This is a genomic window from Pseudomonas sp. PAMC25584 (assembly GCF_058135675.1).
The window spans coordinates 1,775,318-1,788,988 of record NZ_CM176870.1 but is presented as its reverse complement, the minus strand read 5'-3'; the positions used below and the strand labels follow the sequence as shown (position 1 = coordinate 1,788,988).

The window sequence follows — 13,671 nt, the reverse complement described above, 5'->3', positions numbered from 1 at the left end:
CAATCTGCAACTGACACACCGCCATCGGGGGCAAGCCCCCTCCCACAGGGGCTCTCATTTCAATCCAGCAAGCGGGTGATGGCCCGCACGATCATGTCTACCTCCTTGGCCTCCAGGGTCAGCGGTGGCAGCAGGCGAATCACCTTACCCCGGGTCACGTTGATCAGCAGCCCGTGCTCCTGGGCGGCGCGCAGGGCCAGGTCGCGATAAGGGCTGGCCAATTCGATCCCGATCATCAAGCCTTGCCCACGAATCGCCAGGACCTGCGGGTGCTCACTCAATTCCACCCGCAGCCGCGCCAGCAAGCGTTCGCCTTGTTGCGCGGCGTTCTGTAACAGGCCTTGCGCCTCGATAATGTCCAGCACGGTGCAACCTACGCGGCAGGCCAATGGGTTACCGCCGAAGGTGCTGCCGTGACTGCCCGGCGTGAACAACTCGGCCACGGCGGTCCTGGCCAGACAAGCGCCGATGGGCACGCCGTTGCCGAGGCCTTTGGCCAGGGTCATCACGTCCGGCACGATGCCCTCGTGCTGGAAGGCAAACCAGGCGCCGGTGCGGCCGATGCCGGTCTGGATTTCATCGAGCATCATCAGCCAACCGTGGCGCGTGCAGTGAGCGCGCAGGGCCTTCAGGTAACCGGCTGGCGCCATCTGCACCCCGCTTTCGCCCTGGATCGGTTCCAGCAAGACCGCCGCAATGCGCGTGCCAAACGCTCGCGTGATCGCCTCCAGCGCCGCCAGGTCGCCAAAGCCGACCTTGAGAAAATCCCCCGGCAAGCGCTGGAACCCCAAGCGGACCGAGGGCCCGTCGCTGGCCGCCATGGTGCCCAGCGTGCGGCCGTGGAAAGCGTTCTCCATCACCACCACCAACGGCACCTCAATGCCCTTTTTCCAGCCGTGCAGCCGCGCCAGTTTTAGCGCGGTCTCGTTGGCCTCGGCGCCGGAGTTGTTGAAGAACGCGCGATCCAGCCCGGACAGTTGGGTCAGACGCAGGGCCAAGCGTTGTTGCCAATCGATGCTGTAGAGGTTGGAGGTGTGCAATAGCAACCCAGCCTGTTCGCTGATGGCAGCCACCAGTTTCGGATGCGAGTGGCCGACGTTGGTCACGGCCACGCCTGCCACGGCGTCCAGGTATTCGCGGCCCTGCTGGTCCCACAGGCGCGTGCCCAGGCCACGCACAAAGCTCAAGGCCAAGGGTTGGTAAGTGGTCATCAGGCAAGCGGCGGTCATGGTGGCAAGCTCCAGTGCAGGTTGGGATGGGGACAGTATCGTTAGCCACCCAAGCTGGATAAACTGCGCTTTCATGCAATGACTTTAAACCAGGGTTTGATAATGGACCTGTTCCAGGCGATGTCGGTGTACGTAAAGGTGGTCGAGACCGGCAGCATGACCGCCGCGGCCCAGGCCTGCGGGATGTCGACCACCATGGTCGGCAACCACTTGCGCGCCCTGGAGCAACGCCTGGGGGTCAGCCTGCTCAAGCGCACCACGCGCAAGCAAAGCCTCACCGAATTCGGCGGGCAGTATTACCAGCGCTGCCTCGAAGTGCTGGGGCTGGTGGCCGACTCCGAGCAATTGGCCGAACAGGCCCACAGCGACGTGCCCAAGGGCACCCTGCGCATCACCGCACCGCCCGCCTTCGGCACCGAACGCCTGGCGCCGGCCTTGAGCGAATTCTCCCAGCGTTACCCGCTGATCAAGTTATACGTGGTGCTCAGTAATCAGCGCATGGACCTGGTCGACAGCGGCTTTGACGTGGCCATCCGCCTGGGCGAGTTGGAACCCTCAAGCCTGATCGCCCGGCCCCTGCAGGACTACACCATCACCCTGTGCGCCGCGCCGGATTACCTGGCGCGACGCGGCACGCCGCAAACGCCGGAAGATCTGCAACAGCACGACTGCCTGGCATTCGCCTACCCCTCAAGCGACGATTGGCGTAACGCCGACAAACTGTGGCGCATGAGCGGCGCGGACGGCGAAGTGGAGATCCCCGTGTCCGGCTCGCTGACCATCAACAGCTCGCAAGCCCTGCGCCAGGCGGCGGTGCAAGGCATGGGCATCGTCATGCTGCCCGATGCCCTGGTGCAGCCCGACCTGCAGAGCGGGAAGCTGGAGGCATTACTGACCACCTATCAACTGCCCTGCCGCCCCATGCATCTGCTGTACGGGCAGGATCGTTATCGCCTGCCTAAACTACGGGCTTTCGTGGATTTCGCCCTGGAGAAGTGGGCGCGCTAAAAGCCCACGCCCAATTCGCGCAGTCGCTCAGCGGTACGCTCGGCGCAAACGTGGTGAATGCCTTGCCAGCCCAGGGCAATGGCCGCGTCGATATTGCCCGCGACATCATCGATAAACACCACTTCGCCAGGCTGGATATCCGGCAGGTGAGCGCGCACCTGGCCAAGGCTGGCGTGATAAATCGCTGCGTCGGGCTTGATCAGCTTCAACTCGCCGGAAACCACAATGTCGCGAAAACACTGCAGGAACGAGTAGTTGGCCCGCGCATAGGGGAACGTCTCGGCCGACCAATTGGTGAGCCCGAACAGCGGCATGTCGGCGTGATGCAGCGCCTTGAGAATAGCCACGCCCTCCGGCAATGGCCCGCGCAGCATTTCATGCCAGCGCTCGTAGTAGGCCGTGATCAAGGTTTCGTGATGGGGGTATTGCGCGACCAGGCTGCGCGTCGCCTCGGCCAGGGTGCGCCCGGCGTCTTGCTCGGTGTTCCAGGCCTGGGTGCAGATGTTGTCGAGGAACCATTGCCGTTCCTGATCATCGGCGATCAGCTTGCGGTACAGGTGCTGCGGGCTCCAATCGAACAGAACACCGCCAAAATCAAAAACGACTGCACGAATCGTCATCAGATCCTCCGTTAGCGTGAGTTGATAGCGGACGGAGTCTGGCAGATCGAGGGCGGCAGCGGGAGCGCGATGGAGTGTAGGAAGACTCCGAAATAGGGAGGCTTATGCAGAACCAATGTGGGGCGGGTTTTCCCGCCCCCACATTTTTTTCGAACGTACTTAGGCTTGGACCAGACCGTTGATCTTCACGGTCGGATTCACGTCAGCCTCGTAGTCCACGCCGTCGATCTCAAAGCCGAACAAGCGCAGGAACTCAGCCTTGTAGCCGGCAAAATCGCTGATTTCGTTGACGTTGTCGTCGGTGACTTGGTTCCACAGCGCGGCCACGGCGTCCTGGACTTTCGGCTCCAGCTCGGCCAGGTCGGCACGCAGGCGGCCGTCGGCGTCGAGCGTCGGCTCGCGGCCGTACAGGCTGTCCTTGAACAGGCCATAGACCTGCTCGATGCAACCTTCGTGGGTGCCCTGCTCTTTCATCACTTTGAACAGCAACGACAGGTACAGCGGCATGATCGGGATCGCGGAGCTGGCCTGGGTGACCACTGCCTTGAGCACCGACACCCGGGCGTCGCCCTTCAGTGCGGCCAGGTTGTCGCGCAGGGTCAGGACTTTTTTGTCCAAGTCCTTCTTGGCTTCGCCGATGGAACCGTTCCAGTAGATATCCTGGGTCAGCTTCTCGCCGAGGTAAGTGAATGCCGTGGTCTTGGCGCCTTCGGCCAACACGTCCGCATCACGCAGGGCGTCGATCCACAACTGCCAGTCTTCGCCGCCCATGACTTTCACGGTGCCGTCGATTTCTTCCTGGGTGGCTGGCTCAAGGGTGGTGTCGACGACGACGCCCTTGTCGGTGTTGATTCCGCGCAGGGTCACGGCTTTGCCGATCGGCTTGAGGGTGGAGTTGTGCACCACGCCCTGCGGGTCAGTCCTGCGTGGCGCGGCCAGGCTGTAGACCACCAGGTCGATCTTGCCCAGGTCTTTCTTGATGGTCTCGATGGTCAGGCGCTTGATCTCGTCGGAGAACGCGTCGCCATTGATGCTCTTGGCGTACAGGCCTTTTTCGACGGCAAACTTCTCAAACGCGGCGCTGTTGTACCAGCCGGCGGAGCTCAGCTTGCCTTCTTCGCCTTCTTTCTCAAAAAACACGCCCAGGGTATCGGCGCCGCAGCCAAACGCGGCACTGATGCGCGCGGCCAGGCCATAACCGGTGGAAGCACCGAGGACCAGCACCTTTTTCGGGCCGCCTTCGATGACGCCGTGTTGAGTCACGTAGTCGATCTGTTCCTTGACGTTCGCTTCACAGCCAACAGGGTGAGCGGTCACACAGATAAAGCCACGAACCCGCGGTTTGATGATCATAAAATTTCTGCCTCTTCCAAGGTGCCGAAGGCCAATGGTGGCCATTCAACGTAATCGTACCGGTCTATGACGTCCAAAAAACCGAAGCGTCACGATAGTCGCAAATCTTCTGTTTACAAAATCCAATCCAAAACTCGCCGCATTAGCCTCGTCTTGGGTGAAAAACCGTGTCAATTCTTCACAATTTCGCAATATTTAACACGCCCATCTAGCTGAGAACGCCTTATCATGACGGGGTTATTTCAATATGTTTCGCCACCCCACCACTCGCAGCCACGGACCTGGATCTGTCGAATGGCGTCCAGCTGGAGCTGAGTTTCATGAACAAGTCTGCCTTACGCAAAAAAGCCGTGTCGATCGCCTGGGCACTCGGCGTTTTGCTGATTATTTACCTCTTCCCCCTGACCACCGTGGTGTTCCTCGGCCTGGTACTGGTCTGCGGGGTCTATGATTTCCTGCGCAACGGTCTGTATGACGGCGACACGTTCAAGAAATATTTCATCGGCAGCGGCCGCAATACCTGGCTGCTGGCACCGTTCAACACCCTGTTCGACCTGCTGAGCAACCGCAACCGCCACGTCTACACGATGCGCGACCTGCCGCCCGCCTGGCGTGAAGACCTGCAACAGGTGATCGACGACGCCATGGCCCACAAGGATGAAATCATCGGCTACCTGGACGAGCGCATGGCCGAGAAGAAACGCGGCATGCTGTTTTTCCAATGGTACGGCCGACCGATCGAAACCACCCTGGATATCCCGGAGCTGCGCAAGAAGTTGCCGTTCGTGAAGACCATCGGCGTGTCGGTGTTCAACGAAAACCGCTCGACGTCCTTCCACTTCGGCCCACTGCGCATGATGTTCCGGGTGCTCTACAACATGGCCCCGGCGCCCCACCACGAGGGCGTGTACATCCAAGTGGGCAAGCACAAACATTACTGGCACGACGATCCGCTGTTTATTTTCGATGACACGCTGATGCATGCATCCTTCAACAAGAACGACGCCAAACGCTACTGCCTGTTCATTGATATCGTGCGGCCGACCGTGTTGCCCTCCGTCCTCAACGCCGTGATCGCAGGTTTTGCAGGCGTGGTGTTCACGCTGCGGCGGTTTTTCTACAAAAACTGGAAGCTGATTCAGTAGGTTCTGCGGCATGATGGTGCTGGACGGTGTTTGCGCCCTGCCCGCGAGGCGGCCAGAATAACCGTCTCGTGCGACCGAATTCGGCGCCCACCATTCTCAAGCCATCGCGCCACCCTGAAGGGCGCGGTGGCTGCGTTTTCAAGGAATCAGAATGCCCCAACGTCAAGTCATCAATGCCTCCGTCAGCCCCAAGGGCAGCCTCGAAACACTCTCCCAGCGTGAAGTCCAGCAACTAAGCGAAGCCGGCTCCGGCAGCATCTATACCCTGTTCCGCCAGTGCGCCCTGGCCATCCTCAACACCGGCGCACACATCGACAACGCCAAGACCATCCTCGACGCCTATAAAGACTTTGAAGTGCGTATCCACCAGCAGGATCGCGGCGTGCGCCTGGAACTGCTGAACGCGCCGGCCGACGCCTTCGTCGATGGCGAAATGATCGCCAGTACCCGCGAAATGCTGTTCAGCGCGCTGCGCGACATCGTCTACACCGAGAACGAACTGGACAGCCAACGCATCGACCTGAGCAACTCCCAGGGCATCACCGACTACGTGTTCCACCTGTTGCGCAACGCCCGCACGCTGCGCCCGGGTGTCGAGCCGAAGATCGTGGTGTGCTGGGGTGGGCACTCGATCAACACCGAAGAATACAAATACACCAAGAAAGTCGGCCACGAACTGGGCCTGCGCAGCCTCGACATATGCACAGGCTGCGGCCCCGGCGTGATGAAAGGCCCGATGAAGGGCGCGACCATTTCCCACGCCAAGCAACGCATCAGCGGCGGGCGCTACCTGGGCCTGACCGAGCCGGGCATCATCGCCGCCGAAGCGCCGAACCCGATCGTCAATGAGCTGGTGATACTGCCGGACATCGAGAAGCGCCTGGAAGCCTTCGTGCGCGTCGGCCACGGCATCATCATCTTCCCGGGCGGCGCCGGCACGGCGGAAGAGTTCCTCTACTTACTCGGCATCCTGATGCACCCGGACAACCGCGACGTGCCGTTCCCGGTCATCCTCACCGGGCCAAAACACGCGGCGCCGTACCTGCAACAGTTGCACGCATTCGTCGGCGCCACGCTGGGCGAAGCGGCGCAGGCGCACTACCAGATCATCATCGACGATCCAGCCGAAGTGGCCCGCCAGATGACCGCCGGGCTCAAGGCCGTGAAGCAGTTCCGCCGCGAGCGCAACGATGCGTTCCACTTTAACTGGCTGTTGAAGATCGACGAAGGCTTCCAGCGCCCGTTCGACCCGACCCACGAAAACATGGCCAGCCTGCAACTGAGTCACGCGCTGCCGCCCCATGAACTGGCGGCCAACCTGCGTCGCGCGTTCTCGGGGATCGTGGCGGGCAACGTCAAGGACAAGGGCATTCGCCTGATCGAACAGAACGGCCCTTACGAGATCCATGGCGACCCGGCCATCATGAAGCCACTGGATGAACTGCTCCAGGCGTTCGTCGCCCAGCACCGCATGAAGTTGCCGGGCGGCGCGGCGTATGTGCCGTGCTACCGCGTGGTGCAGTAAGTCAGCCCACACATGCTGTAGTGCTTTAACCTTGTGTTCAGGCTTGTCGGCGGGAAGCGTCGGGCTATCGTTTTTACGAAGCCCGACTGACCCACACCCGAGGAGCGACCTATGGACCAACGGATCTTGTTCTCCCACACTCCTTACCCTAAGGTAAGGAGCATCACGCTGGAGACCTTCAACATGGCGACCGCCACGCTTACTTCAAAAGGACAAATCACCATCCCCGTCCAAGTCAGGACCGCCCTGGGCCTGGAAACGGGAGACCGGGTCGAATTCGTCGAAATGGAAGACGGCAAATTTTCCATTATTGCCGCGAGCAAAACCGTTCAAGACCTCAAGGGGTTGATCCGCAAGCCTGCCCAGGCCATCTCCATCGAGGACATGAACCGCGCCATTGCGGCACAGGGAGCAAAAGCCCAATGATCGGCCTGGATACCAATGTGCTGGTGCGCTATGTCACTCAGGATGATCCGGTCCAATCCGCCAAGGCGTCCGAGCTGATCGAATCCCTCACCACCCTGTCGCCAGGCTTTGTCAGCCTGGTGTCGGTGGTGGAGTTGGTATGGGTTTTACAAAGTTGCTATCAGTGCGCCAAGAGCGACGTGGTGACGGTGCTGGAAACGCTGCTGCGTACCCGTGAATTGATCATCGAACATGCCGAGATCGTCTGGCAGGCGCTCCGGCGGTTCTCGGCAAACAAAGCCGATTTCGCCGACTGTTTGATCGCGCGCTGCGCACACGCAGCCGGCTGCGAGTACACCGCCACCTTTGACCTCGACGCGGCCAAGGCCCCGGGCATGAAGCGATTGGCCTGAGCGGGGTTCAGCGAACCCAGCCACCATGCTGCCAGTGGTAACCATCATTTCGCTGCACCCAGTGCGGATGCACATAGCGGTAGCCCTCACGCACCGCCTCCCAATGGCCGTGTACAGCCACATAGCGTCCACCTTCCCAACGCCAATACCCGCGTGACCATACATAACCTTCGCGTACAACCGGCTCGACTTCGATCACTTGCATCGGCGGCGGTTGTGGGGCGACCACTTCGACGTACTCACGTTGCACCGGTCGCCGCTCATGCACGACACGCTCTTGCACACAGCCGGATGCCGCGACGACCATGGCCACCAATGCTGCATAACGTAGCAACATATAAACCCCTCGGGCGCTAACGCCCAACACCTGCATCAGTAAAAAATCCCCCTTTGTTGCAGCCGCGCTCCTGCAAGGCCTGGGTACTTTTTAACAGGTGGTGTCTGTCAGGTTGCTGAACCTGCTGACAGTGCATCCACAGGAACAGACGGGAGGCAGCGTCGCGGTTTGAACACTCAAGCCGGGCCGAAACGCTCCAGCACAGCCTCGACAAAGCCTCGCAACTTGGCGGTACGCTGGCGGTTGGCGGTGTAGACCAAATGCATGGGCCGGCTCGGCGCCTCAAAGTCCGGCAGCACCTGTACCAACTCGCCCCTGGCTAGGGCGGGGCGCAGAAAATCTTCCGCTCCGAGCACAATGCCAAACCCGTCCAGCGCAGCCGACATCAAGGCCCTGCTTTCGTTGATCTGCAAACGGCTGGCAACCTGTACGGTGTGCGGGACCGAGCCCTGGTGGAACACCCATTCGCGATCCGCCGGACGTGACCAGAAGGCATAGCCCAAGCATTCATGCTGTTGAAGGTCCGCCGGCCGCAGCGGTGTGCCCCGTGCCGCCAAGTAGGCAGGCGCCGCGCAGGCCACCAGACGATACGGCGCCAGGGGTCTGGCGGTTAACCCCGTGATCGCTGGGGGGCCAATGCGGAAGGCGGCTTCGTAGCCTTCTTCCACCAGATCGACGAAACGATCGGTGAGGTGCAGGTCGATGCTTACCTCAGGGTTGTCACGCAAAAACGCGGTCACCAGAGGCATCAGGCTGTAGGAGCCGAAGGTCACCGGGGCGGTAATTTTCAGCTTGCCGCGTGGGGTGTCATTCATGATCTGCGCCAGGGAGTCGGCGGCCTCGGCCTCCGTCAGGATATGTTTGCAACGCTCGTAGTAAGCGCTACCCAACTCCGTCAGGCTCTGCCGGCGCGTGGTGCGATTGAGCAAGCGCGCGCCCAGGCGCTGTTCCAGCGCGGCGACATGCTTGGCCACCATCTGCGCTGACATGTTCAAACGCACCGCGGCTCGCGCGTAAGAGCCCAACTCAGCGGCAGTCACAAAGGCATTCATGCTCGAAAGACGGTCCATCATTCCCCACTCCCAGTAATAACAGCCACGTCACAACGCTCATTTATCACCCATTGGCTACCAATCATCATAACCGCTCCCCTACTTTGCAGGAGCTAGGCCATGAAGATTGGCGTGATTGGAGCAGGTTTCATCGGGCGCGCGGTGGCCCAACTGGCGCTGGCGGCCGGGCATGAAGTGATGTTGAGCAACTCCCGTGGCCCCCAGACCATGAGCAGCGTACTCAGCGGCATTTGGGGCGTTCAAGTGGGCAGCGCGCAAGACGCGGCACAATTTGGTGACGTGGTGCTCGTGGCGATTCCCCTGGAACATTACCGCAGCGTGCCCGCGCAGTGGCTGGAAGGCAAAACAGTGATGGACGCCAACAATTACTACCCCGATCGCGACGGGCACATCCCTGAGCTGGACCGTTTTGAAACCACCACCAGCCGGCTGCTCGCCGAGCATTTGCCGCATTCGCACGTGGTGAAGGTGTTCAACGCGATCTTTGCGCCAGACCTGGCGCAGGATGCCCGCCCTCACGGCGCCCCCGACCGCCGCGCACTGCCGGTGGCTGCGGATGACGCTGCGGCAAAAGCGCAAGTGATCCAGTTGCTCGATGAGCTCGGCTTTGACGCCGTGGATGCCGGTGGGCTGGATGAAAGCTGGCGGTTTGAGCGGGCCAAACCGGCGTATTGCGTGGCGCTGGACCAGGCCGAGCTGAGGGTGGCCCTGGCTGCGGCCGAACGCACCGTTGAGCTGCCTGCGGTCAACCGGGCGCACACCCTGACTTAAACAGCCGCCCACTAAAAAGCTCGCTGACCGTTAACGGTTCAGCGAGCTTTTTATTGGGTGTTTCTTACAGCGCCAGATCAGACGCCGGCTTGCTCGGCTCAGCCGCAGGCTTGGCAGCCTCGGTGGCCTTGGGAGCGGTCATCTGCGGAATCGCAGGTGGTGGGGTCAGTTGCAAGATACCGGCGGTGTAGGCCCATTCTTTGGCAACAGCCTCAGGACTGTCGTTCAGCTTAGTGCCATAGCTTGGCACGATCTGATGCAGTTTTTCCTGCCAGGCCGGGGTCGCCACCTTGTCCTTGAACACTTTCTGCAGCACGGTCAGCATGATCGGCGCCGCAGTCGATGCGCCTGGCGATGCGCCCAACAGGCCGGCGATGGTGTTGTCAGCAGAGCTGACCACTTCGGTGCCGAGTTTCAGCACGCCGCCCTGCTCTTCGTCACGCTTGATGATCTGCACGCGCTGACCGGCTTGCCACAGGCGCCAGTCTTCTTTCTTGGCGTTCGGGAAGTACTCTTTCAGGGCGTTGTAGCGGTCGTCATCCGACAGCATCAACTGGCCAGCAAGGTACTCGACCAGTGGGTATTCACGCACACCGACGCGGGTCATTGGCCAGATGTTGTGGGTGGTAGTGCTGGTCAGCAGGTCCAGGTACGAGCCCTCTTTCAGGAACTTGGTCGAGAAGGTCGCGAATGGGCCAAACAGAATCACGCGCTTGCCATCCAGCACACGGGTGTCCAGGTGCGGAACCGACATCGGCGGCGCGCCAACCGAAGCCTTACCGTAGGCCTTGGCCAGGTGCTGCTCGGCGATGGCTGGGTTATCGGTCACCAGGAACGAACCGCCAACCGGGAAGGCAGCGTAGTCCTTGGCTTCAGGAATGCCCGACTTTTGCAGCAGGTGCAGTGCACCGCCGCCCGCGCCGATGAACACGAACTTGGCGTCGGTTTCGGTCTTGGTGCCGTCTTTCAGGTTTTTGTAGCTCACACGCCACGAACCGTCGGCGTTGCGGGTGATGTCCTGCACTTCGCTCGACAGTTTCAGGTCGAACTTGGGCGTGGTTTGCAGGTGAGCGACGAACTGGCGGGTGATCTCGCCGAAGTTCATGTCCGTACCCAGCGGGCTCCAGGTGGCCGCGATTTTCTGGTTCGGGTCACGCCCTTCCATCATCAGCGGAACCCACTTGGCGATCTGCGCCGGGTCTTCGGAGTACTGCATGCCGGCGAACAGCGGGCTCGCTTGCAAGGCTTCGTAACGCTTTTTCAGGAACTTGATGTTGTCATCGCCCCACACAAAGCTCATGTGCGGTGTGGAGTTGATGAACGAACGCGGGTTCTTCAGCACGCCCTGCTGGACCTGCCAGGACCAGAACTGACGGGAGATCTGGAACGCTTCGTTGATTTCGACCGCTTTCGGGATCTCAACGTTGCCGTTCTTGTCTTCCGGGGTGTAGTTCAGCTCAGCCAGGGCCGAGTGACCGGTACCGGCGTTGTTCCAACCGTTGGAGCTTTCTTCGGCGACGCCATCGAGGCGCTCGACCATTTCCATCGACCAGCTCGGTTCCAGCTCGTTAAGCCAGACACCCAGGGTCGCACTCATGATGCCGCCGCCGATCAGCAGCACATCGACTTTCTTTGCCTCTTCCGCGTGAACGGACGTGATCCCCATCGACAAAGCCAACCCCAGCAGGGCAGTGTTTACTTTCTTAAACATCAGTAGCACCTATGATAAAACGCCATCCGCCCCACTGCCCCTGAGCCTGGCGAACCCTCGATCACGCTGCGCCAGGCAACGCACCGTGGGGTTTGCACATTCATTCAAGGACCGCAGGGTGGGCACACAAGGCCGACGTATCGACCTCACTTTTATGTCCCTTCTGCGCTGACTTCTTATCATTATTGGCTTCAGCTACCTGGGCGACAGCCAGCCGCCGGGACGTATACGGGTGTACGTTCCGGAGAAAGACTAGACCAAGATGGCGCGCAGAATATCACGCCATACCGCCGATATGCGCTGTTTGGCTAATAGACAGCTCTAAAACAGGGGTTTTGACAAGGTTGATCAGGGTTAGTGTCAAGCCCGACGGGCGCGACGTGGGGTCACAGGGTTGTCAGCGGCAGGGAACTCTCGTGTAAAAGGCGGTTCTAGACACCCTCACTGCCGCTTGCGTAGCATCGGCGGCTCCGCCTCGTACACCCTTCAACACAGAGCGATCCATGTCTATCCACCAAACACCCGGGCACGTCCTGCCCGCGCGCAGCGCCGCCAAAATGGAAGCTGCCATGGCCGTGGGCGCTTTCGCGATCGGTACCGGCGAATTCGCCATCATGGGACTGATGCCCGACATCGCCCACAACCTGGGTTTAAGCGAACCCCAGGTCGGCCATGCCATCAGCGCCTACGCGCTGGGCGTGATGGTCGGCGCGCCACTGCTGGCCATCCTCGGCGCCAAGTTGCTACGCAAACACATGCTCCTGCTGCTGATGGGCCTGTATGCGCTGGGCAACCTCGCCACTGCGTTCACCCCGACCTTCGGCTCACTGGTAGCCTTCCGCTTTATCAGTGGCCTGCCCCACGGCGCCTACTTCGGCATCGCCGCCGTCGTCGCCTCCAGCATGGTGCCCACCGACAAACGCGCCGGCGCCGTCGCGCGGGTCATGATGGGCCTGACCCTGGCCATGCTGCTCGGCAACCCCATCGCCACCTTCCTCGGCCAACACCTCGGCTGGCGCTCGGCCTTCGCCCTCGTCAGCGTGCTCGCCCTGTGCACCATCGCCCTCGTCTGGCAGTTCGTCCCCGACCGCCGCGACGAACCGCGCAGCGACCCACGCAAAGAACTGCGCGCGTTCACCAAACCGCAGGTGTGGATGGCCCTGGCCATTGGCGCCATCGGCTTTGCCGGGATGTTCTGCGTGTTCAGCTACCTGGCCCCGACCATGCTCGAAGTGACCAAAGTCACGCCGCAATGGATTCCCTTTGGCCTGGCCGCGTTTGGCGTGGGCGGCATCATCGGCAACATCGCCGGCGGCAAGCTGTTCGATCGCCTGCAGTTTCGCGCGGTGGGTTTGATATTGGTGTGGTCGATGGCGGTGCTGCTGTTCTTCCCCTTCGCCGCCGGCTCGCTGTGGAGCGTACTGCTGAGCATGGGCCTGGTCGGCACCATGGTGTCGTTGGCCGCCCCGCTGCAGATCCGCCTGATGGACATCGCCCACGAAGCGCCAAGCCTGGCGGCAGCGTCCAACCACGCGGCGTTCAACCTGGCGAACGCGCTGGGGCCGTGGTTTGGCGGGATGGCGATCACCGCTGGGCTCGGCTGGACAAGTACCGGTTATATCGGCGCAGCCACAGCGCTCGTCGGCCTAATCATCTACCTGATCGCCCGCCGCATGAAAGGCGGCCACTAACGCCACACTTGCGAAACCACCGCGCGCTTCAATGTGGGAGGGGGTTTGCTCCGATAGCGGTGGGTCAGTCAACACATCAATGACTGCCCCGCCCCATCAGTCATCATGCAACAACCCCGAACCGTACTCACCATAACTACTCCCCAGCCCGCTGCCGCCAAAATTCATCTTGGCGGCTTTGTTGGGACTGTGGTCACCAAACGCCTGGCATCCCCCTGAAAAGCAAGGGTCGCTACTCACGCCCGACGAACCCGACGAACAAGCACCCAGCAACAACGTGCCAGCGATCATCACGACTTTGACGAGGTTCGAGATCATTTTTCAGTTCCCTATGGGCTGGAAGCGCGGGGGGCTTCCCGTGGAGATGATCGTAGGCCTCAAAGGCGCGGG

14 protein-coding genes are annotated in these 13,671 nt (G+C 61.1%); 7 read left to right on the top strand and 7 right to left on the bottom strand.

What is annotated here, in order from left to right:
* Positions 1-59: 59 nt before the first annotated feature.
* Positions 60-1,229 (bottom strand): aspartate aminotransferase family protein, encoded by a 1,170-nt coding sequence (locus ACS5Q8_RS08290; protein WP_247401556.1) that lies wholly within the window; start codon positions 1,227-1,229, stop codon positions 60-62.
* 102 nt (positions 1,230-1,331) lie between these two features.
* Here ACS5Q8_RS08290 and ACS5Q8_RS08285 point away from each other — a divergent pair, with 102 nt between their 5' ends.
* A complete protein-coding gene (locus ACS5Q8_RS08285) occupies positions 1,332-2,237 on the top strand; it encodes a LysR family transcriptional regulator (protein ID WP_276197111.1) in 906 nt (301 codons plus the stop codon).
* Here the strand turns inward: ACS5Q8_RS08285 and ACS5Q8_RS08280 are convergent.
* On the bottom strand, positions 2,234-2,857 hold the full coding sequence (locus ACS5Q8_RS08280; protein WP_465160044.1) for an HAD family hydrolase: 624 nt from the start codon (positions 2,855-2,857) through the stop codon (positions 2,234-2,236). The two genes, ACS5Q8_RS08285 and ACS5Q8_RS08280, sit on opposite strands and share 4 nt — an antisense overlap.
* A gap of 159 nt (positions 2,858-3,016) precedes the next feature.
* The gene (gene fabV / locus ACS5Q8_RS08275; RefSeq protein ID WP_276197109.1) at positions 3,017-4,210 is read right to left on the bottom strand and encodes an enoyl-ACP reductase FabV; all 1,194 of its coding nucleotides are present in this window, start codon (positions 4,208-4,210) and stop codon (positions 3,017-3,019) included.
* 320 nt (positions 4,211-4,530) lie between these two features.
* Between fabV and ACS5Q8_RS08270 the strand changes: the two genes are divergently transcribed.
* The 4 genes from ACS5Q8_RS08270 to ACS5Q8_RS08255 all read left to right on the top strand — a co-directional run bounded on the left by ACS5Q8_RS08270 (position 4,531) and on the right by ACS5Q8_RS08255 (position 7,698).
* Positions 4,531-5,355: an aspartyl/asparaginyl beta-hydroxylase domain-containing protein gene (locus ACS5Q8_RS08270; protein WP_276197108.1), complete on the top strand. Its 825-nt coding sequence runs from the start codon at positions 4,531-4,533 to the stop codon at positions 5,353-5,355.
* A 151-nt stretch (positions 5,356-5,506) separates the two neighbouring features.
* A complete protein-coding gene (gene ppnN, locus ACS5Q8_RS08265) occupies positions 5,507-6,880 on the top strand; it encodes a nucleotide 5'-monophosphate nucleosidase PpnN (RefSeq protein ID WP_276197107.1) in 1,374 nt (457 codons plus the stop codon).
* A 111-nt stretch (positions 6,881-6,991) separates the two neighbouring features.
* On the top strand, positions 6,992-7,306 hold the full coding sequence (locus tag ACS5Q8_RS08260) for an AbrB/MazE/SpoVT family DNA-binding domain-containing protein (protein WP_465160043.1): 315 nt from the start codon (positions 6,992-6,994) through the stop codon (positions 7,304-7,306).
* Positions 7,303-7,698, top strand: a complete 396-nt coding sequence (locus ACS5Q8_RS08255; protein WP_276197105.1) for a type II toxin-antitoxin system VapC family toxin — start codon at positions 7,303-7,305, stop codon at positions 7,696-7,698. Before ACS5Q8_RS08260 ends, ACS5Q8_RS08255 begins: the two co-directional genes overlap by 4 nt.
* 7 nt (positions 7,699-7,705) lie before the next feature.
* Here ACS5Q8_RS08255 and ACS5Q8_RS08250 read toward each other — a convergent pair whose 3' ends face one another.
* Both ACS5Q8_RS08250 and ACS5Q8_RS08245 read right to left on the bottom strand, forming a co-directional pair.
* On the bottom strand, positions 7,706-8,035 hold the full coding sequence (locus ACS5Q8_RS08250; RefSeq protein ID WP_276197104.1) for a hypothetical protein: 330 nt from the start codon (positions 8,033-8,035) through the stop codon (positions 7,706-7,708).
* A gap of 176 nt (positions 8,036-8,211) precedes the next feature.
* Positions 8,212-9,108: a LysR family transcriptional regulator gene (locus ACS5Q8_RS08245; protein WP_276197103.1), complete on the bottom strand. Its 897-nt coding sequence runs from the start codon at positions 9,106-9,108 to the stop codon at positions 8,212-8,214.
* Positions 9,109-9,207: 99 nt separating this feature from the next.
* Between ACS5Q8_RS08245 and ACS5Q8_RS08240 the strand changes: the two genes are divergently transcribed.
* Positions 9,208-9,879, top strand: coding sequence for an NADPH-dependent F420 reductase (locus ACS5Q8_RS08240; RefSeq protein ID WP_465160042.1), 672 nt, complete (start codon positions 9,208-9,210; stop codon positions 9,877-9,879).
* A 64-nt stretch (positions 9,880-9,943) separates the two neighbouring features.
* Here the strand turns inward: ACS5Q8_RS08240 and mqo are convergent, their stop codons facing one another.
* On the bottom strand, positions 9,944-11,590 hold the full coding sequence (mqo, locus tag ACS5Q8_RS08235) for a malate dehydrogenase (quinone) (protein WP_276197101.1): 1,647 nt from the start codon (positions 11,588-11,590) through the stop codon (positions 9,944-9,946).
* Positions 11,591-12,093: 503 nt separating this feature from the next.
* On the opposite strand from mqo, the gene ACS5Q8_RS08230 reads away from it, so the two are divergent.
* Complete coding sequence (locus tag ACS5Q8_RS08230) at positions 12,094-13,281, top strand: MFS transporter (protein ID WP_465160041.1); 1,188 nt, start codon at positions 12,094-12,096, stop codon at positions 13,279-13,281.
* Between the two features lie 96 nt (positions 13,282-13,377).
* Here the strand turns inward: ACS5Q8_RS08230 and ACS5Q8_RS08225 are convergent, their stop codons facing one another.
* Positions 13,378-13,599 (bottom strand): hypothetical protein, encoded by a 222-nt coding sequence (locus ACS5Q8_RS08225; RefSeq protein WP_276197099.1) that lies wholly within the window; start codon positions 13,597-13,599, stop codon positions 13,378-13,380.
* Positions 13,600-13,671 lie beyond the last annotated feature (72 nt).